Here is a 19,470-nt window from a genome sequence, read left to right on the forward strand (position 1 = left end):
TTAACGCCCTCCTTCGCCCGAATCGTCTGCATAGACATGAAGGAGAATGTCCTCCGGCGCAGGGTACGGTGCTTTATCCCCATATTCCGTCGCATCATCGATCATCGCCCGAAGCTCTTTGCTCAGCTGCGCGTCCCGTTCTTCGTCCCAAATGCCGCATTCGATCAAATATTGCTTATATTTCGGTATGCCATCATTGCCGCGGTGCTCATCCACTTCTTCCTTCGTCCGGTAAGCAAGGTCGTTATCGGAGGTGGAATGCGGCGATATGCGATACATCATAGCCTCAATTAATGTCGGCCCTTCACCGGCAGCGGCGCGTGCGCGCGCTTCCTTCACGACGCGATAGACCTCCAGCGGATCATTCCCGTCGACCCGTATGCCTGGAAAGCCATAACCGATCGCACGCTCGTATACGTTCCCGCCCAGCTGCTTGTGCACAGGCGTCGAAATCGCATACTGATTGTTCTCGCACATGAAGATGACAGGCAGCTTATGTACGCCCGCGAAGTTGCAGCCTTCATGGAAATCGCCTTGATTGCTGGAGCCTTCCCCGAATGTGACGAAAGAAACGAAGTCTTTCTTCTTCATCTTCGCCGCCAGCGCAAGCCCGACCGCATGCGGAACTTGAGTGGTAACCGGACTTGAGCCGGTCACGATGCGAAGCCGTTTGCTGCCGAAGTGTCCGGGCATCTGGCGGCCGCCGCTGTTCGGATCCTCCGCCTTGGCGAATACCGACAGCATCAGCTCGCGCGGCGTCATGCCCACAGTCAGGACGAGGGCATAATCCCGATAATAAGGAAGAAAATAATCAATCTCCCGATTCAGGGCGTATGCCGCCGCCACCTGTGCCGGCTCCTGACCGATACCGGACACATGGAAGTTAATTTTGCCTGCCCGCTGCAGCAGAAGCCCTCGTTCATCGAAACGCCTTGCCATGAGCATCTTGGTATACATATCGATAGCCTGTTCATCGGTCAGCCCAAGCTCCTCGTGTCTGGACAATTGCCGAACAGATCCGGATTGCATCATAGGGATTCCCTCCTTGTTTAGCTGATCTTATAACCTGGTACTAAGACTTGATTCTATTATAACTGAGTTTTCGTGAAAAAGAAATGCGGAGAATACGCAGCAGCCGCATTCCCCCCATTTCTTCACCGTGATTTAGAACACAATTGCCTTGCCGTCAACCGCCAGCATCGCTTCTCCGATCGCCTCCGATAAGGTTGGATGCGGATGAATCACCTGGCCGACCTCCCATGGCGTCGCTTCCATCAGCAGCGCAAGCGAAGCTTCCGAAATGAGATCGGTCGCATGCGCTCCAATCAGATGTACGCCGAGGATGTCGTTCGTCGCGGCGTCGGCGACCACTTTCGCAAACCCTTCCGGCTCGCCCAGCACCAGAGCCTTGCCGATGGCCTGGAAGGGGATTTTGCCGATCAACACGTCGTGACCGCGCTCCCGGGCCGCGGCCTCCGTCAGTCCGACAGAAGCAACCTCCGGACGGGAATAGATGCACCGCGGAACCCTTGATCCGTCCCCTCCTTGCTCCTTGCCGCCAAGTATATGAGCAACGGCTGTAAGTCCTTCATGCGCGGCTGCATGTGCAAGCTGAAGCCCGCCGTTCACATCGCCGACCGCATAAATATGCGGTTCCGTCGTCTGATAGTAGCCATTGACGCGGATCGCGCCATTATGTAGACGAATATCCGTATTTTCAATGCCGATGCCCTCAACGTTCGCTTGACGGCCAACGGACACGAGCAGCTTCTCCGCTGTCAGCACGATGCCGCCTTCCGGCGTCTCCGCCGTAATCGAAGCCTGTCCATCCGTATAAGCATACGTATCCGCCAGCAATTTAATGCCTGTCAGGATGCGTACCTTGCGGCGGCGCAGCTCCTTGGCCAGCTCTTCGGATATGTCGGCATCCTCCCCCGGCAGAAGACGCTCAGCCGTCTCTGCGATCGTTACCTCCACGCCGAAATCAGCCAGCATGGACGCCCATTCGACGCCGATGACACCTCCGCCGATAATTAACATTGAGCTTGGCAGCTTCTCCATCAGGAGTGCATCGTCACTTGTCAGGATCGTCGTTCCGTCCGTTTGAAGCCCCGGCAGCATCCGCGGCCTTGCGCCTGTTGCGATCAGCAGATTCGTCGGGACGACGGTTTCCATCTCCCCATCGACAAGCTCGACCGCCACGCTTCCGCTTCTCGGCGAGAATATCGATGGTCCTATGACCCGGCCGTTTCCGTTAATAATCGTAATTCCGTTCTTGCGCATCAAATGCTGCAATCCGCGATGGAGCTGCTCAACCGTTTGCTCCTTGCGCCGCTGCACGCCGTCAAAATCGACGGACACCGCACCGTCCACTTGAATGCCGTAGGAAGCCGCTTTAAGCAGCGTGGCATACACCTCCGCACTGCGCAGAAGCGCCTTGCTCGGGATGCAGCCCCGGTGCAGGCAGGTGCCTCCCAGCTTATCCCGCTCAATGATCACGACGCTCTTGCCCGCTTGCGCCGCCCGAATGGCAGCCGTATAACCAGCTATTCCGCCCCCTAGAACGGCAATATCACATGGAATAGTCATAATTCTAGTCGCTCCTCAGCAGCCGATTTTACCTTCACCCTTCTATTGTACCTGTTTTCACGCCCCGGGAAAACATTGCAGCCACAAATGGACAGGCCTTCGAGAAAAGAGTATGATTATGAGCGTATCCGTGCTTTTTTTACAGGAGGATTTTACGTTCATGAAACTAATCATCGCCCGCTTTATTGCCATCATGCTGCTTGTCATTCCCGGACTTGGTGCTACATACGGGTTCCTGCTCATGAAGGATGCTGTTTTTCACTATTTCTCTTCGTTCGGCAATGATCATCTTACACCTAATTTCGAATGGGGATTATTTCTTCTGGGACTTCTGCTCTTCGCGGTCGGTATCGCCTTTATTGGCGGCTGGATCTTTTTTCGCGATCGCAAGAAGAACTATTTATCACCCCGCTTTCGCGGCAAACGTCCAAGCTCACCGGGTCCCGAATCCAAATAATTCTCTCCGCCCCGGCCGGCCCGTATAGACATCAAGAAGAAAGCAGCTTCGCCCTCCTTGGCGGCGAAGTTGCTTTCTTTCTTTTAAGATGCCTGCTCCGTAAAATTCAAGCCGCAGGAAGTAAAGTGTACTTTACACCTTTTGTGGATGAAAATAAATAGAGTCTTCAGAATTTCATTCCGAAGACTCTATCCATTCTACTATATATGAATACAACTGGTATTCAATTGCAAAGCTCGACTATCCAATGCTGCTGTCAAGCGGAATACGTTCTTCCCGTCATACCCAATCAGAGCACGGCCGGCTTGAACGCCGCATGCTGTCCCTCGTCGTCCGCCTCCCCGGCACCTTGAGCCGCCTTGGTATCCGCTGACGGCGGATCTTGAGCGTCGTCCTCATCTACCTTGAAGTGACCGACCGCCGCTTTCAATGCCCCCGATACTTCCAGCAGCTGCTCCGATGTCAGGGCGAACTCGCTGAGCACCATGGTTTGCTCCTGCACCATTGCCGACATCTGCTCGGTGAAGGCGGAGGTCTCCTCCGTCACCCGGCTGATCTCTTCAACCGAGCGGACAACGCTGCCGCTGCCTGCCGCAATCTGGCTGATGGAAGAAGCCGCTTCGATGACTTGCGACGTTAGCGCATCGACATTATCGACAATTTGCCTGACGTTTGACTCGGCCTCCCGAATGGCCGACGTACCGTTATAAACCGTCTTAGAACTGCTCGCGGTCAACTGAACGATCATCTCGACGTCCTGATTCATCCGTTTGAGCGTCGCTTCGATGCCCCCGGCAGATTGCGCCGTCTGATCAGCCAGTTTACGGATTTCAGCGGCAACGACTCCGAATCCCCTGCCATATTCCCCCGCACGGGCCGCTTCGATGGTCGCGTTGAGTGAGAGCAGATTCGTCTTCGTTGAGATATCGCTCATATAGCCGACAATGCCGAGAATCTCGTTCGATTGCTGCGACAGCTGCCCTATGCTGGACTGGATGACCGTGAACGCCCGGTCGATCTTCGCGACCTCTTCCTGCGTCTCGTCCAAATTCCTGCTGCCGCTCTCCGCAGCCGCCTGCGTCGTCTTGGCCAACTCTGCGACCTGCCTGGTCCCCTTGGCTGCAAGATCCAAGCCGCCCATGTTCTCCTGCATGATCGCGGATATTTCCTGCGTATGGGCCACCTGATTCTCCGCCCCTATGGCTACCCTGCTTACGGCTTCACTGACCTGGCCATTGATCTCGACCGTACCCGCGGCGCCTTCGCCGATCCGCTTGGAGACGGCAACAAGCCGCGCGGCCTGCTCCTGAATCTGGCGCATCATCGTCTGCATCGTGGCCAGCAGCCGATTCGTTTCTTGCCCCAGCTCCCAGGTTTCGTCGGTCGCCTTCACCTCGACGCGCTTGGTCAAATCGCCTCCGGAACGCGCAATATCGGCGATGGCGGTTGTGACCCGCCTGATGTTCCGGGTAATGTTGCGGGAGACAAAGAACGAGAAAGCGATGGTGAGGACGGCCAGCAGCACCGCCATCCCGTAAAGCAGTGAACGTAGACTGTCGTTCGTATCGATCAACGCGGCAATCCGCTTCTCCGTCACGTACTTCTCGGATTGCCGCAGCCGGGAAAGCTGCTCCTTCATTCCGGACATCGCCTTCTTGCCAGGATCGTCCAAGAAAAATTGCACAGCCGAGGCGGCTTCATTGCTGTAAGAAAGCGAAGCGGCCGCTTTGTCGGAAACCGCAAACCAACGATCCATCGCCCCCAGGACGCCGGCCAATCGGCTCATTTGCTCCGCATTGTCCGCCAGAAGCGTCTTCAGCGTCTCGTAATCCCGTTTCCATCTCGTCTTCTCTTCCTCGTAGAGGCCGAGATCGGCCCTCTCGCCGGTTATAATCGCGCGATATACGGCTGTTTCCATCGTCGAAGCGTATTTATCGAGCGTATGGGTCGTCTCGTGGATTTTGAGATCCCGGTTGACGATGGAATCCAGCTCGCTTTGAAGCGATTTGATCGTTCCCGAGACAATGAACAGCGATGCGGCTAGAAAGAGCAGCAACACGACATAGCCTATCGATATTTTATAGCTGATTTTGAAGCGAAATCTGCTCAATTCCCCATCCTCCTGCCGCTCAAGGCTGTGGGTTCGACGGATCCGGCTCTTGAACGTAGCGGTTGCGAAGCGAGCCGATTCCCTGCACGTAGGCCTCCGTCACGTCCCCGTCTTTCAGCCAGACAGGAGGCTTGTGGCCGAGTCCGACACCGGGCGGCGTCCCCGTGCTGATGATATCCCCAGGTGCGAGCGTCATCGTACGGGAGAGAAACGAAATCAAATACGGTATATCAAATATCAAATCCCGCGTGTTGGCATTTTGCATCGTCAAGCCGTTCAAGGCCAGCGACAGATCGAGAGCGCCGGGCTCTGCGATCGCATCCTTCGTCACGACGCAGGGTCCCATCGGGGCGAATGTGTCGATGGCTTTGCCGCGCGTCCACTGCCCTTCGGGCAGCTGAATATCCCTCGCGCTGACATCGTTGATCACCGTGTAACCGAACACATAGTCCATGGCTTCCTCGGGAGAAACGCGCTTTGCTTTCTTCCCGATAATGACGGCCAGCTCGACTTCATAATCGCATTGCGTCACTTCCGCCGGTATGATGACGTCGTCTTCCGGACCGACGATCGAGTTCGCGTACTTCGGGAAAAGCACCGGTACCTTCGGCACCGCCATATTCGACTCGGCCGCATGGTCATAATAGTTCAAGCCGACAAAAATCATTTTCGCCGGATCTGGAAGTGGGGCTTCGAGCCTCACTTCCTCGAATTCGATTATTTCCTGCGCGGACTCAGCCAGCGCAAGTCCCTGGGCCGCGCGATCGCCGCTCTCCGCGCACCGTTCAATCCATGCCTTCATGGACGGCACTCCCGTCACGGCTGCGATCCGTCCATCCTCTCTCCATATTCCAAGCCGCGGTTCGCCGCCCGGTTCCGCACGTTTCGTAAATTGTACCAGTCTCAAGCTCGCACTTCCTTTCCTTCCTGCATCTGTCCGCTCATCGGCTGATCGGCCGGAGGGGATCCTGCTGCGTAACGCTGTGAAATGACGTTCTATCCAATTTCTTCATATCTTCCGTTTGCTATGGCATGCCGGGCGGCCGCTGCTAGGCGACAGTCCGGAAGCCGTTGTGCGCAGGGCCGAGCAAACTAACTGTCTTTCTGCCGCGATGCCAAGCGACATCACGGCGTATATCGGGTAGTCGAAGATGACTGCTACAGAATGATTTCTTTGCCTTCCGATGCAGACCTCACGATCGCGTCCGCAACCTCGATGCCGTGGAGGGCGTCCTCGAACGAGATCCAATCCGGATTGCGGCCGTACATAATGCATTGGCCGACATAATTCAGCTGCTCGGCCAAGCAGCCGATAACCCGGCCGTTCTGCACGTGGTGGATGGAGACATCGGTCGTCGCTCTGCCCGAGCCCGTCCATACTTGTACGCCGGCGAGGCCCGTATCGAAGTGCACGGTCCCTTTCTCCCCGATGACCTCGGTATAGTCGTTAATGGCGATGCCCGCCGCATCCGGCGTCATCCAGTTACTGTGAAGAACAGCCACCGTCCCGCTCTCGAATTGGAGCTGGGCCCACAATATTTCCGGCGTCTTCGCCCCCGTAACCGAATTGCCCGTCGCGTAAACTTTCTTCACCCTGCTGCCCGCGTACCAGATCGCTTGGTCCAGATCGTGAATCATCAGCTCGTACACGGTATGCGTGCGCTGGTACGTCGCGAACAGCCCGTTCTCGCGGGAACGCTTCAGATAGATGCTGGCCGGCTTGCCGATTTGGCCGCTCTCGATGATCTGCTTGATTTCCGCGTATTTCGGCTCGAATCGGAGCAGATGGCCCGGCACCGCATAGCGGCCGTATTGCTGTGAAGCGGCGAGCATCTGTCTCGCTTCATCGGGATCCGTCGTGATCGGCTTCTCCACGATGACATGTTTACCTGCCTGAAGGGCTAACAGCGTCGGCTGCAGATGGTTCCGCTCGAACGTCACGATGCTGACCAGCTCGATGTCCGCTTCCTGGCTGAGCATCGCTCCGGCATCGTCATAGACATTGACAATATTGTATTGCTCTTTCGCAGCCTGGAGCCGCTCCGGATTGGCATCGCATACGGCGGCAATCTCCACGAACGGAAGCTGGCGATACGCTTCAAGGTGGCTCATGCCCCAGCTCCCGAGACCGATAATGCCGACTTTTAATGTTCTCATACCTCGCCACCATCCATCGAAAGAAAGATTTTGCCGGATTTCACACGGCCGTTGATCAAATCCTGAAACGCGCCGTCTCCCGCGGAGAGAGGCCGCACTTCCGTCCAGCCTTCTTCCGTAATGCTTCCGCTTACGAGCAGGCCAACGGCATCGTGGAAATCCTGCTGATTGTAGCAGAATGAACCCAGCAGCTCGATTTCGTTACGAATCTGAACATTGATCGGAATGACAGTATCGTCGATACCGAGTCCGATGTTCATGATCGTTCCGCCCGGATTGATGATCGACATAGCGGCGGAGCGCGTCTGCTGGAAGCCGGCCGCGTCGATCACGACGTCGACGCCCTTCTCTCCGGTTATGCGGCTGATCGTTTCCTTCATGTCGGTCGATCGTGGATTGATCGTTTCGTCCGCGGCGACTTGGGCGGCCATCCGAAGCCGTTCGTCCTGGGTATCGAGCATGATCACGCGTTCCGCTCCAAGCAGCTTCGCCGTCTTCGCGCATAGAATGCCGATGCCGCCAGCGCCGAATACGACGACGTTCGCGAAGTTATGGCGCAGCATGGCCCGGCGCGTCGCGCGCAGCGAGCAAGCCAGCGGCTCCGCCAAGGAGGCGCGGAACGAATCGATGTCGCCCGGCACCGGCACAACACTGGATGCGGGCACCGCCACCCATTCGCCGAATGCGCCGGGACGATGAATGCCCACGATCCTGCGGGTGGCGCAAAGCTGTGTCTGCCCTTTGCGGCAGGAGGCGCAGTCCCCGCAATGGTTCAGCGGATTGACAACCGCCTTCTGCCCGACGGCTAGTCCGGCTACCCGGCTGCCGGTCTCTACGATCCGGCCGCAAAATTCGTGACCCATAACAAGCGGCGGAACGCGCAGACTGTTATGGCCCAGATATCCCTCGATTTCCGATCCGCATATGCCTACGGCCTCGACGTGGATCAACACTTCGTCTTCCTTTGGTACGGGCTTATCCAGCGAGGTATATTCCATCTTCTCCGCTGCCGTCCATACAAGTGCTTGCATGATTGTTCCTCCTCAAAATGTGGTGAGCAGAGCTTCTCGAATAATTGCCGCGATCCCGTCCTATGCGCCGCCATTTATTACAGCCGGCAGCAGCGACGTTAGCCGCCGAATATCCGCCGAATCGGTGAAGGCGTGAATCGAAGCACGCACGCGATCATCGCTGCCCATGACATAAACGTCTTGTTCGGCCAGCTTGGCCGCGATCTCCTCTGCGCGGGCATGCGCGATGCTGACATTGCCCGCCCGGCGCGCCGGGTCGGACGGTGTCATCACCTGCAGCCCAAGCGCCTGCAGCTGCTCCATCAATTGCCCCCCGAGCGCAAGCACATGCTGCTCGATCTTATCGATCCCCGTCTCCAGCAGCAGCCGGGTCGCGCATTCGAGCGCATAAACCGTCGGGTAGCTCGGATAGCCGAGCTCGAACCTTCTGGCGTCATGATGAACCTCATAGGACGCGAAACGATCCTCGCCGGGAGCCCCGACGACGCTTCTCCATCCGACGTAAGTCGGGATCAACGACTCGATCCGCCCCGGATTGAGCGCAAGCACGCCCGCTCCGTGCGTGGATAACAGCCACTTGTACGAGCTGCATACGAGCATGTCGGTATGGCGGATATCGACGGGCACGACCCCGAGCGATTGCGTTGCATCGAGCAGCATTAAGGCGTTTGTATTCCGAAGCTGTTCATAAAGCTTCACATAATCGATCCGGGTACCGGACAAGTAACTGACATGACTGGTCATGACCAGTCGCGTCCGATCGTCGACGAGGTTAAGAATATCGTCTGTCTCCATCCCCCAGTTGCTGTGCCGGGCGACGCGCACTTCCACGCCTTGCCGCTTGAGGGCCAGCCAAGGCAGCACACCGGAAGGAAATTCCAGATTATTGATGACGACATTGTCGCCAGGCGCAAGCGGCACCGCCTGCGCCACCATGGAGATCGCTTCCGACGAGCTCGACATCAGCGCGATATTGTTCGCCCGCCCGCCGAACAGACCGGCCAGATTTGTCTTGCAAGCCCATTCCTTCTCCGCGTTCCGCTCCCTTCCCCAGGGACCCCGTGTACGGGAAACCATATATTCCAAGACGGCATCCATCACCTTGCGGTGCACCGGCGCCTCCGCCCCGCAGAAGAACCAGGTGCTTTGGTCCAAGCCGATAAAATCATTTTTATTCAATAAAGCTTCCATCATAAACCGTCCCTTCAGACGCGGATCGCGATCAGAGCCCACGTTGTCTATAAATTCGGCGGCAGCTCCAATCGGCTGAAGCAGCCATGCGCTTTCTCAATATGTCGATCAGCATTCGCAAGCAAAAACGGGCCGTGCCCGGGATACAGGCGATCGACGCTCAGGTTATGCAGCTTCTCGATTGTCTGTGCATACTCCTCAATATCGCAGTCCCACACATATTGCAAGACGATCTTGCCACCTGCAAATACGGTATCGCCCGCAAACAAGCTGCGCTCCCGTTCTCCCTTATCCCACAGAAAGCTGATATGCCCTCTGGCATGGCCAGGACTGTCAATCACCTGCAGCTCGATATCCCCGATGCGGATGACATCGCCTTCGTTCACACTTCGCTCAACCGGACAAGCGGGAAAAGAAAAGTCCGGATCATATACGCCGCCTCGCTTGGCCTGGTTCATGCTCGTCTTGTCCATGTCGCCGGCCCTGAGCCAGGCTGCCGCTTCATCCGACGCGATCACTTCCAACCCGTAACGGTCCTGAAAATAAAAGGCGCCCGCCGCATGATCCCCGTGAACATGCGTAATCAGCAGGCGGCGCACCTGCTCCATCGAGAAGCCGCTCCTCTCGATATTAGCCACGATGCGTTCCGGCGCGATGCCTCCACCCGCGTCGATCAGGGCGCATTCCGTCCCGCCGTCAAGCAAATAGACATTGCAATCCATCGGTTCGCTTAGTTCCATCCCATATTTGCCGCTTCCCACCAAATACACGCGCTCGCTAATGTTCATCCGATTCTCACTCCCGCCAAGCTTTTATTCCTCGATATAGGCCACGCATTCAATCTCGACGCACATCCCTTTCGGGAACTTGCCGATTTCCACTGTGCTGCGCACCGGCGGATCGTTCCGGAAGAACGGCGCGTATGCGGCGTCGTATTCCGCGAAGCGGTCCAGGTCATCGATAAAGGCAGTCACTTTCAGCACATTGCTCATGGAAGATCCGGCATCCTCCAGAATTTTTCCGATGTATTCGAGCACTAAAGCGGTTTGCCCAGCCATATCGCCGGGATGCATCACCGTCTTGGAGCCGAGCTCGAACGGGCATGTGCCCGCGACGTAAACCATACTGCCGTATTTGACCGCTTGCGAGTAGCTGCCGGCCGGTTGCGGCGCCCGCTCCGTGCGGATAATTTCCTTCTTCATCGTCTATTCCCTCCATTGCCGGTTGATGAATGTTCATTGGCAATCCTACGATTGTCTTGTCTGCCGTCTTACGCCCGAAAGGAGCGGGCTAACTCGACGTAGAAGCGCGCCGCGTCTCCGATATCCGACACCGGTACCCATTCCTCCTTGGAATGCGCCTGGGCGATGGAGCCGGGACCGTATACGATTGAAGGGATGCCCTTCATCCCCTGCAGCTTGCTGGCATCGCTGCCGTACGTTTCGCCATGAATGCCGCCGGGAAGCCCGATACGGCCGGCTGTCTCGCGCGCAGCCGTTACGATGCCCGCGTCATGCGGCGTCGCGAGTGCATAATCCAGCAGCAGCCGCTCCACCGCGAAGCGAATCCCTTCCATGGCGCAAAAAGCTTCGAGCTCACGCTCAATTCCGCTCATGACGATCTCCGGATCTTCGCCAGGAATGATTCTCCGATCGACTCGAATCGTGCAGCGATCCGGAACGATATTAATCTGATCGCCGCCGGCAATCGTGCCTATCGATACGGTGGCAGGCCCGCAGAGCGGATCCTGAATGTCCGCCAGCCCCGGGGCCAATTGCTCCGTGATATGCCGGATGATTTTCGACATGGCCACGATCGCGTTCTCACCCTCATGCGGTACGGAGCTGTGGGCCGCTTTGCCCAGCACATGCACCGCGAACCGGACGCAGCCCTTGTGGGCGACGACGATCTTCAGCTCCGTCGGTTCCCCGACGACGGCACCGGAGATCGGCATGTCCAGTTCCAGAAACTTCAGCAGGCCGCGGAAAGCATGCTCCTCATCCACCGATGCGCAGAGCACAAGATCGGAGCCGAGCAGCTCGGGCTCCGCCGCGCAAGTCTCCATCGCGGCAATCATCGCCGCGAGCGACCCCTTCGTATCGCATGCGCCTCTGCCGTAAAGCCTCCCGTCCCGATAGACCGCCTCAAGCGGGCGGTCCATGCTTCCTAAGGAGACGGTGTCCATATGCGCCTCGAACAGAAGAACCGAATCCGGATGGCCGGTCCGCAGCTCGATGATCAGATTGTCCCTGCCTGCCATGACCGGCTGACGGCTCACCTTCAGTCCGGCATCCAGACAGTATGATTCGATAAACCGGGACAGCTCCATCTCTCCCCTGGCGCCTTCACCGTAGTGGGGATTAACGCTTGGAATAGCGATCAGCCTCTCCAGCAATTCCAATGCCCGCCGGTTCATGTCTTGGCCGCTCATGAGCGAATCGCCGCAGTTGGCTTCGCCTGGGCAATCTTCGGCCCCCATTCCAACAGCCATTCCCAGGGCAAGCTCTCGCCGCCTACTATGTGGGCTACGTCGTTATCCGGCTTGTAACGTTCTCCCAGCCTGGAAACAAACGTCTTCTTATATTCGTTAATGACCATTGGAATGTAGTATTCGCCGATGGCAACGCCTGTCCAATCATGCTCCTTCGTATCGAAGTAATGCTCCTTGATCAGCCGGTAATCTTCCTCCGCATGATGCAGCGCCAGGTCGGCCAGCCGCTCCAGCCGCCGCGTCTCGTTCCCGCCCCGGTCGCGCTCATCGAGGTATCGATTGAAATAGATGCCGGCCCAGATCACTTCTTTCATCCGCAGCGCCATAATTCGGGTCGCCTCCGCGCATTCGCGCTGTTCTTGGGTCAAGCCCGCCGTTGCCAGAATCGCGTTCAGGTCGGCAATCGCGCCTTCTGCGGCATCCGCACATTCTTCCAGATACCGTTTGCCCTCTTCTCCAATATATTTGTTTGGCATGAACGGGAAGGATGGGAGCGTATCGCAAATTTGCGTTTCGTGGATGCATGGGAGCGTCCGGATCAGCCGCTCATAACGAGCGCCGTTCGTCTCGCCGAACATATGCCGCGCCGCATGGGCAAGGAATTCGTCATGATCCAGCGCCCAGGCATTCCATCCATACTGCGCCGCTGCCATGAAGAACAGCTCATGGCCATACCATTCGAAGCCATATCCGTTTATGCCCGTGCAGCCGGTATTGACGGCACCCTGGAATTGGGAAATATCGTTCCATAAATGCTGGAAAGCATAGTTCTTCAAGCTCTCCGGGAATGTATCCGGAATGATGTACGGAATGCGGCCCAAGCTGGCGGCGAAACCGCTGCCTTCGCAATTGCGGGACCAGATGCGCTCCGGACCGAACACGTCGACCCACTTCAGAAACTCCCGATCGTCATCCTCCAGTCCCGGTGCCCAGAACAGCTTCACCCGCTCAGGCAGCTTGTCCTTCCAAGCCGACAGCGTGTCCCGATCCTTAACGATGGGCGGCTCCCGCAGCCAGCGAACGCCGATCAGCGTATCCGGATTCAGCGCCTGCGCATACGCCTGCAGCAGGTCGACCGATACCGTATGCTTCGCGTCGTTAGGCGACAGATGTCCGTACTTCGCCTGGCAATCCGCACACTGGCAGAACCACTGAACCTCTTCGCTTTCCTCGAATACGAGCCCGTTGAAGCCCAGCTGCTCGATTCGCTTCACACTGGCAATCAGGTAGTCGCGCACCTCCGGCCTGGAGGTACACAGCGAATCATAATTGTTCACATGACCGCTATCCAGCAGCTCCGATGATAGCTGCCCCCTGCATTCGGGATGCATCACCGGATATCCCCCACTGTAGGAGTTCAGGCCGATATAGGCGTAAATATCGATGCCTCTGGCATTGGCATAGCGGATCATGTCTTCAAGAAACGGCTTACGCAGATTGGGGTGGGTAAACGATACCTCGATCCACCCGTTGATTTCTTTTGACCATGTTTGGACCTTGAGATCCCGCAGCACCGTCTCCGGGTATTCCGGAAATTCGAACGGCCAGAATCCGTACATGACGATGTTCAGCGCATTGATCTTATGCCGGTAGCACCAGTCCAGGAACGTCTCCCACCGGTCGCCCTCCCACAGCTGGGTACCGAAGCCCGCACGGGCGAATCCCGCATACCACGTCAGGGTGGGCGAGATGATCCGCTTCCTCGCGTCCGGTCCGTCGACGATCTGCATAGCGGGCACCGAGCCGTTAGCCGAATCCCGGAGAAGTGAAGTCAGCGTTGCCAGCCCATAGAGCGCGCCCGTCCAATCCCCGCCGTGAATGACGGTTCCGCTGCCGCTTATTGTCAGGCGGTAGGACTGATCCGGACAATGCTGCCGATCCAGCAGCGCGCGCGCTTCGTGCGGGATATTCCGGCCTGCCAGCAAGACGATATCGGCGTCCGCCTCGTCGGATACCGGCAGGATCTGCCGGAAGCCGGCTTTCTCCAATTCACTGCGTACGACCTCACCTGCAGCGGAAGGCAATCCTTCCATATACAGCTTTACTTGATCATCATGAAATACGAACCGGCCTTCCGACCGGACCGCCTGTTTCGGCGCGGGAAGCCATGTATGTTCAACCTGTCCCAGAGCAGCGCTCATCCGCGATAACCTCCTTGATTTTAGCGTACCGCCGTAATGGGGATGTTGCAAGAGAGGGCATACGGACAGAAGATCCGTCACGTATACCCCGATTCTTATCCGATTCTACGCTTGTCGCACAAGATTACTTCGCCAAGTATTCATCGACGTTCTCTTTCGTAACCGGTACGTAGTCGACCAGTTCCTTCTTCTCGAATTTCTCGCCTTTGATTAAACCGACGGCCACTTCAACGGCGCGCTTGCCCTCCGCCGTTACGTTATCCAGAACGGTCGCGGTCAGTCTATCCTCCTTGACTGCCTTCAACGCATCGGCAATACCGTCGATGCCGACGACGAGGATGTCTTTGCGGCCGGATGCCTCTACCGCCTGCAAAGCCCCCATCGCCATCTCATCGTTCTGCGCCGCGATCGCATTGATTTCCGGGAAGCGCTGCAGCCAGTCCTCGGTGATGCTCATCGCTTCGTCCCGGTTCCAGTTGGCCGTCTGCTCGGTCAGCTTCTTCACGTCTTTATGCTTGTCGAACAGCGCTTCCTGAAGCCCCGCGCCGCGGGTAATTTCCGCGGAGTGGCCGATCTGGCCTTGCAGCAGGGCTACGTTGCCTTTGCCGCCAAGCTTGTCCGCCAGAATATCGCCCATCATGATCCCCGATTGCTTCGGATCCGTGCCGACGAACACGTCATAGTTCTCGTTCTCCGTGAACGTGATGACTTCAACGAGCGGTATGCCGGCTTCCTTCACCTTGTCGACGGCCGGGCTGGAACCAACCAGATCGACAGCGTTCAGGATAACCGCGTCCACCTTCTGGGCGACCAGCGTATCCACTTGATTGAGCTGTTCCTCGATTTTATCCTGACTGTCCATGACGACCAGTTCCACCTTGAGCTCGCCGGCTTTCTCCTGCATCGATTCGACCAGCGACTTAATGAACTCATGCGACAAGCCTTGCGCGGCGACGCCGATTTTATAGCTCTTGTCCCCGCCGGAACCCGAATTCCCGCCGCTTTCTCCCGTCTTGCCCGTATCCCCGTTGCCATTGCTGCTGCAGCCCGTCAACATAACCGCTGCCAAGACCCCCGTGACCATCCATTTCCATGCCTTCCTTCTCTTCATGCCTCTTTCTCCTCCCATGGCTCTTGTTTTATATAATCAGATTCGCGCATTGCTGCGCGTATCTCTGATCTTCCCCTAACCATTCCGTTTGGCGCGCTGGTCCAGAATGACGGCGCCGGCAATAATCAAGCCTTTAATGATTTGCTGCCAATATGAAGAGACATCCAGGAGATTGAGACCGTTGTTGATGACCCCGATAATGAGGACGCCGACGATTGTGCCGAGCAGCGATCCCCTTCCGCCGAAGAGACTGGTGCCGCCGATCACGACCGCGGCGATCGCATCCAGTTCATAGCCCATGCCGCTATTGGGCTGTCCGGAACTAATCCGGGACGAAAGCAGGATGCCCGCCAGACCGGCCAGGAAGCCGTTGATCACATACACCCAGATTTTGATGCCCCCGACGCGGATGCCGGAGATCTTGGCGGCATTCTCATTGCCGCCGATCGCATAGACGTAGCGGCCGAACTTGGTTTTGTACAGCACGACGGCCATAATGACCGTGACCACGATGAAGATGATGACGGGCACCGGGATCGGACCGACATATCCTTGTCCCAAAAATTTGAACGGATCGGAGCTGACCACAATCGGCCTTCCGTTCGTATAGATCAGCGCAATGCCGCGCGCAATCGTCATCATTGCAAGCGTTGCCACGAAAGGCGCCACGTTGAGCTTGGCGCTCATCGTTCCGCTGACGCCGCCGAGCAGGCCGCTCGCCGCCATTCCCGCCAGCAGCGCCCAGCCGACCGCGCTGGGGTCATGCGAGACGATGCTTGTCGCAATGACCGCGGCGACCGCCATCAGCGAGCCGATGGACAGGTCGATGCCCGCCGTCAGGATGATGAACGTCATGCCTACGGCAAGAATGCCGTTGATCGACACCTGCCGCAGCACGTTCATTAAATTCGTCACCGTCAGGAACGTATCCGAGACGATACTGAGAATAATGACCGCCACTAGCAAAATCGCGATTAACCCGTACTTCCGCATCATTTCCGAAGAATTGCCTTTGTCTCTGACGACCATCTTCTGATTTACCGGCATGCCGTTAGGCAATGCGTCCACCCCCGATTGCACATTCCAGAATTTGTTCCTGCGTAATATCGCCCCGGGCGAATTCACCCCGGATTTCTCCCTCGCCCATGACCAGAATGCGGTCGCTCATGCCCAGCACCTCAGGAAGCTCCGAGGAAACCATGATGATCGCCAATCCCTGCTGCGCCAGCTTGGACATCATCTTGTAGATCTCCGCCTTGGCCCCGACATCGATGCCCCTCGTCGGTTCGTCCAGAATGAGCAGCTTGGGCGACGTCAGCAGCCACTTGGCGATGACGACCTTCTGCTGGTTTCCTCCACTCAGCGTTAGCACTTCCTGCTCCATCCGATTCATCTTGATGCGGATGTTCGAGGTCATCTCGTCGCACATGGCCGCTTCCGCCGATCGCGATACGAACGGCCCCTTGCTGGCCTTGGACAGACTGGCAAGCGTCATATTCTCGCGAATGGACCGGCTGAGCACAAGCCCGAGCTCCTTACGGTCTTCCGTGACGAAAGCCATGCCATGCCGGATCGCATCGGATGGATGACGTACGCGGACAGTCTCTCCCGCCATGACCACTTCGCCGCTGTCCGCGCGATCGATACCGAAGAGCGCCCGCATCACCTCGCTTCGTCCAGCGCCCATCAGACCGGCGATGCCGAGAATTTCACCTTCTCGAACGGCAAAGGAAACGTTTTCAAAATAGGGACGCCTCGTGAGTCCGCGCACTTCCAGTACGATCCCCCCGACTGCCGCATCCTCCTTCGGATAGATGGCATCCAGCGATCTCCCTACCATCATGGAGATCAATCCGTCGGAGTCCAGCTCGGCCGTATCCCGGACGCCGATTAGCTTGCCGTCGCGAAGGACCGTAATCCGATCCGTAATGGCGAAGATCTCTTCCATCCGGTGCGAAATATAGATGATCGGGACGCCTTGGCGCTTTAACTTCTCGATCGTCTGGAACAGCGTCTTGACTTCGCTCTCGGACAGCGCCGACGTAGGCTCGTCCATAATGATCAATTTGGCCTGGTAAGAAATCGCCTTGATGATCTCCAGCATCTGCTTCTGCGCAATGCTGAGCTGTCCCACCTTCGTATTCGGTTCGGCGCGAAACTGGAAGTCCTCCAATAACTGCCGCGTCTGTGCTTCAAGCTTCTTTGTATTGACGAACGGCGTCCCCGGGTAGCGAGGCTCTCTGCCAAGGAAAATATTCTCCGCCACCGTCATCTCCGGAATCGGATTCAGCTCCTGATGGATCATCGCGATACCGAGGTTCAAAGCCGCTTGCGGGTTGGCAAACTGCACGCTGTTTCCTTCGAAAACGATTTCACCTTCGTCCGGCTTGACCAGCCCTGTCAAAATTTTCATCAGGGTCGATTTACCGGCCCCGTTCTCGCCCATCAAGGCATGAACCTCGCCCCTTCGAATATCGAGCGAAACGCCGTCCAACGCCTTAACGCCGAAATAAGCCTTCGTCATCCCGCTCATCGTCAAAATGGTTTCTCCCATAACCCGCCCCTCCTTCTAGCTTGACGTCAAAACCATAAATCAGTACCCGATTCGGAATCCTCTTCGTCCTTCAAATCCAGGCACTCCCGGTAAGAACGATAGATATGCTTGCGCATCGTCAGCTCCGCCTTGTCAGGGCTGCGCTCCTTCAATGCCTCGATTAATTCCGAATGCTGCTCCACCTCCTTCTGCTTGGTGGACTCTTTGCCAAGAATCCGGTTGACCAGTGCGATCTGAAAGGAGTTCGATTCATAGGCGTGAATGAGCCGCGAGTGTGCCGAGAGCGTGATGATGGACTGGTGAATGAACACCGAATCCTCCAAGAGCGAGCTTACGTTATCGTCATCCGCTTTGCGTCTCATTTCGTCGTAAAATCGTTCCAACGCTTCGATTTCATCATCCCTCACCACCTGAGTAGCAATGCGGATGGCCAGCCCTTCGATCGATGCCCGCAACGAGTAGATTTCGAAAATATCGCGAGTCTGCAGCTCGTTCACGACCGGTCCCCGATTCGGAACAATCGTGACGATTCCCTCTCCGGACAATTGCCGGACCGCTTCCCTAACCGGTGTCTGGCTAATACCGAGCTCGCGGGCGAACTTCGTCTCAACGATACGGTCGCCCGGATTCAGCCTGCCGCTCAGGATCTCCTGCTTGAAAAAACCGACCAGGTCGTGACTCATGTTTTGTTTATCCGCGAAATACTGTTTCGAAATGGTCTCTTTCACGAAGCATTGCCTCCTTTGTTTTCTAAGATGACCGCTCAGGTTACGTATCTTTACATTTCTTATATTATATATAATAGATGATATATAATAAATTTGGCAACATAAATTTTTAAAACGCTTTCCTTGCCGTTCCGCTAGAAGCCTTTCCGGCTTGCCGGCTGTTAGGAAGCGCTGTCCGAAAATAGCAGAGGTAACCGCATTTTCGGCCGAAACAACAAATAAAGGAAAGGACTGGCGTACCAGTCCTTTCCTTTATTTTTGTGTCGAGAAGGCCTCTCCATCAGAGTCTATCTTTTGTTTACCTTGCTGCATACCTAGCTCTGATTCTCATACACGTTCAATGATCGCATCCACTAAGCCGTATGCCACGGCATCGGCTGCGCTCATGAAGCGGTCGCGATCCGAGTCGCGTTCAATCGTTTCCGGAGATTGGCCGGTATGACGGGCTAACACGTCGTTCACCTTCTCGCGTGTCTTCAGGATCCATTGGGCATGAATTTGAATATCGGCCGCTTGACCGCGCGCGCCGCCAAGCGGCTGGTGAATCATAACTTCGCTGTTGGGCAGTGCGAGTCGCTTGCCCTTGGCTCCGCCAGCCAGCAGCACGGCGCCGAAGCTTGCCGCCATTCCCAGGCATATCGTCGAAACATCTGCCTTGATGTACTGCATTGTATCGTAGATCGAGAATCCAGCCGTCACGGAGCCTCCCGGGCTGTTAATGTACATTTGGATATCCCGGTCCGGATCGTCCGCCGCCAGAAACAGCAGCTGTGCAACGATGACGTTAGCCATCCCATCTTCAATCTCGCCGTTCACCATCACAATCCGGTCCTTCAGCAGCCTGGAGTAAATGTCGTAGCTGCGCTCCCCGCGGTTCGTCTGCTCCACGACATAAGGGACAAGAGCCATG

The 19,470-nt window shown here is 56.7% G+C and carries 17 protein-coding genes; 1 reads left to right on the forward strand and 16 read right to left on the reverse strand.

Annotated features, from left to right (window positions below):
* Positions 1-1,032, reverse strand: coding sequence for a thiamine pyrophosphate-dependent dehydrogenase E1 component subunit alpha (locus tag NNL21_RS05290; protein ID WP_204816368.1), 1,032 nt, complete (start codon positions 1,030-1,032; stop codon positions 1-3).
* A gap of 132 nt (positions 1,033-1,164) precedes the next feature.
* Complete coding sequence (gene lpdA / locus NNL21_RS05295; protein WP_204816369.1) at positions 1,165-2,589, reverse strand: dihydrolipoyl dehydrogenase; 1,425 nt, start codon at positions 2,587-2,589, stop codon at positions 1,165-1,167.
* Between the two features lie 160 nt (positions 2,590-2,749).
* On the opposite strand from lpdA, the gene NNL21_RS05300 reads away from it, so the two are divergent.
* Positions 2,750-3,046 (forward strand): DUF2627 domain-containing protein, encoded by a 297-nt coding sequence (locus NNL21_RS05300; RefSeq protein WP_204816370.1) that lies wholly within the window; start codon positions 2,750-2,752, stop codon positions 3,044-3,046.
* A gap of 289 nt (positions 3,047-3,335) precedes the next feature.
* Here the strand turns inward: NNL21_RS05300 and NNL21_RS05305 are convergent, their stop codons facing one another.
* The 14 genes from NNL21_RS05305 to clpP all read right to left on the reverse strand — a co-directional run bounded on the left by NNL21_RS05305 (position 3,336) and on the right by clpP (position 19,469).
* A complete protein-coding gene (locus NNL21_RS05305; protein WP_204816371.1) occupies positions 3,336-5,156 on the reverse strand; it encodes a methyl-accepting chemotaxis protein in 1,821 nt (606 codons plus the stop codon).
* A gap of 19 nt (positions 5,157-5,175) precedes the next feature.
* A complete protein-coding gene (locus tag NNL21_RS05310; RefSeq protein ID WP_256555056.1) occupies positions 5,176-6,063 on the reverse strand; it encodes a fumarylacetoacetate hydrolase family protein in 888 nt (295 codons plus the stop codon).
* Between the two features lie 251 nt (positions 6,064-6,314).
* The gene (locus NNL21_RS05315) at positions 6,315-7,313 is read right to left on the reverse strand and encodes a Gfo/Idh/MocA family protein (protein ID WP_204816372.1); all 999 of its coding nucleotides are present in this window, start codon (positions 7,311-7,313) and stop codon (positions 6,315-6,317) included.
* Entirely contained in the window at positions 7,310-8,344 is a 1,035-nt protein-coding gene (locus tag NNL21_RS05320) for a zinc-dependent alcohol dehydrogenase (RefSeq protein WP_204816373.1), read from the reverse strand. Before NNL21_RS05320 ends, NNL21_RS05315 begins: the two co-directional genes overlap by 4 nt.
* Positions 8,345-8,404: 60 nt before the next feature.
* A complete protein-coding gene (locus tag NNL21_RS05325) occupies positions 8,405-9,538 on the reverse strand; it encodes an aminotransferase class V-fold PLP-dependent enzyme (protein ID WP_204816374.1) in 1,134 nt (377 codons plus the stop codon).
* A gap of 44 nt (positions 9,539-9,582) precedes the next feature.
* On the reverse strand, positions 9,583-10,323 hold the full coding sequence (locus NNL21_RS05330) for an MBL fold metallo-hydrolase (RefSeq protein WP_204816375.1): 741 nt from the start codon (positions 10,321-10,323) through the stop codon (positions 9,583-9,585).
* A gap of 24 nt (positions 10,324-10,347) precedes the next feature.
* Entirely contained in the window at positions 10,348-10,737 is a 390-nt protein-coding gene (locus NNL21_RS05335; RefSeq protein ID WP_204816376.1) for a RidA family protein, read from the reverse strand.
* Positions 10,738-10,805: 68 nt separating this feature from the next.
* A complete protein-coding gene (locus NNL21_RS05340; protein WP_204816377.1) occupies positions 10,806-12,026 on the reverse strand; it encodes a M20 family metallopeptidase in 1,221 nt (406 codons plus the stop codon).
* Positions 11,963-14,167, reverse strand: a complete 2,205-nt coding sequence (locus tag NNL21_RS05345; RefSeq protein WP_204816378.1) for a glycoside hydrolase family 20 zincin-like fold domain-containing protein — start codon at positions 14,165-14,167, stop codon at positions 11,963-11,965. The genes NNL21_RS05340 and NNL21_RS05345 overlap by 64 nt, the downstream gene beginning before the upstream one ends.
* 124 nt (positions 14,168-14,291) lie before the next feature.
* Positions 14,292-15,278 (reverse strand): substrate-binding domain-containing protein, encoded by a 987-nt coding sequence (locus NNL21_RS05350; protein WP_204816379.1) that lies wholly within the window; start codon positions 15,276-15,278, stop codon positions 14,292-14,294.
* A gap of 75 nt (positions 15,279-15,353) precedes the next feature.
* Positions 15,354-16,337, reverse strand: coding sequence for an ABC transporter permease (locus NNL21_RS05355; protein ID WP_309145305.1), 984 nt, complete (start codon positions 16,335-16,337; stop codon positions 15,354-15,356).
* Positions 16,330-17,832, reverse strand: coding sequence for a sugar ABC transporter ATP-binding protein (locus NNL21_RS05360; RefSeq protein WP_204816380.1), 1,503 nt, complete (start codon positions 17,830-17,832; stop codon positions 16,330-16,332). The genes NNL21_RS05355 and NNL21_RS05360 overlap by 8 nt, the downstream gene beginning before the upstream one ends.
* A 26-nt stretch (positions 17,833-17,858) precedes the next feature.
* A complete protein-coding gene (locus NNL21_RS05365) occupies positions 17,859-18,560 on the reverse strand; it encodes a GntR family transcriptional regulator (protein ID WP_204816381.1) in 702 nt (233 codons plus the stop codon).
* Positions 18,561-18,887: 327 nt separating this feature from the next.
* Complete coding sequence (clpP, locus tag NNL21_RS05370; RefSeq protein ID WP_204816382.1) at positions 18,888-19,469, reverse strand: ATP-dependent Clp endopeptidase proteolytic subunit ClpP; 582 nt, start codon at positions 19,467-19,469, stop codon at positions 18,888-18,890.
* Position 19,470: the final 1 nt, after the last annotated feature.

The organism is Paenibacillus mendelii (assembly GCF_024498075.1).
GTDB classification, from domain to species: Bacteria; Bacillota; Bacilli; order Paenibacillales; family Paenibacillaceae; genus Paenibacillus_Z; species Paenibacillus_Z mendelii.

What these genes read in the sequence shown, in the direction of transcription:
- NNL21_RS05290 (WP_204816368.1), bottom strand. Translation starts at nt 1,032, where the DNA reads ATGATGCAATCCGGATCTGTTCGGCAATTGTCCAGACACGAGGAGCTT.
- lpdA (WP_204816369.1), bottom strand. Translation starts at nt 2,589, where the DNA reads ATGACTATTCCATGTGATATTGCCGTTCTAGGGGGCGGAATAGCTGGT.
- NNL21_RS05300 (WP_204816370.1), top strand. Translation starts at nt 2,750, where the DNA reads ATGAAACTAATCATCGCCCGCTTTATTGCCATCATGCTGCTTGTCATT.
- NNL21_RS05315 (WP_204816372.1), bottom strand. Translation starts at nt 7,313, where the DNA reads ATGAGAACATTAAAAGTCGGCATTATCGGTCTCGGGAGCTGGGGCATG.
- NNL21_RS05320 (WP_204816373.1), bottom strand. Translation starts at nt 8,344, where the DNA reads ATGCAAGCACTTGTATGGACGGCAGCGGAGAAGATGGAATATACCTCG.
- NNL21_RS05325 (WP_204816374.1), bottom strand. Translation starts at nt 9,538, where the DNA reads ATGATGGAAGCTTTATTGAATAAAAATGATTTTATCGGCTTGGACCAA.
- NNL21_RS05330 (WP_204816375.1), bottom strand. Translation starts at nt 10,323, where the DNA reads ATGAACATTAGCGAGCGCGTGTATTTGGTGGGAAGCGGCAAATATGGG.
- NNL21_RS05335 (WP_204816376.1), bottom strand. Translation starts at nt 10,737, where the DNA reads ATGAAGAAGGAAATTATCCGCACGGAGCGGGCGCCGCAACCGGCCGGC.
- NNL21_RS05340 (WP_204816377.1), bottom strand. Translation starts at nt 12,026, where the DNA reads ATGGCTGTTGGAATGGGGGCCGAAGATTGCCCAGGCGAAGCCAACTGC.
- NNL21_RS05345 (WP_204816378.1), bottom strand. Translation starts at nt 14,167, where the DNA reads ATGAGCGCTGCTCTGGGACAGGTTGAACATACATGGCTTCCCGCGCCG.
- NNL21_RS05350 (WP_204816379.1), bottom strand. Translation starts at nt 15,278, where the DNA reads ATGAAGAGAAGGAAGGCATGGAAATGGATGGTCACGGGGGTCTTGGCA.
- NNL21_RS05360 (WP_204816380.1), bottom strand. Translation starts at nt 17,832, where the DNA reads ATGGGAGAAACCATTTTGACGATGAGCGGGATGACGAAGGCTTATTTC.
- clpP (WP_204816382.1), bottom strand. Translation starts at nt 19,469, where the DNA reads ATGGCTCTTGTCCCTTATGTCGTGGAGCAGACGAACCGCGGGGAGCGC.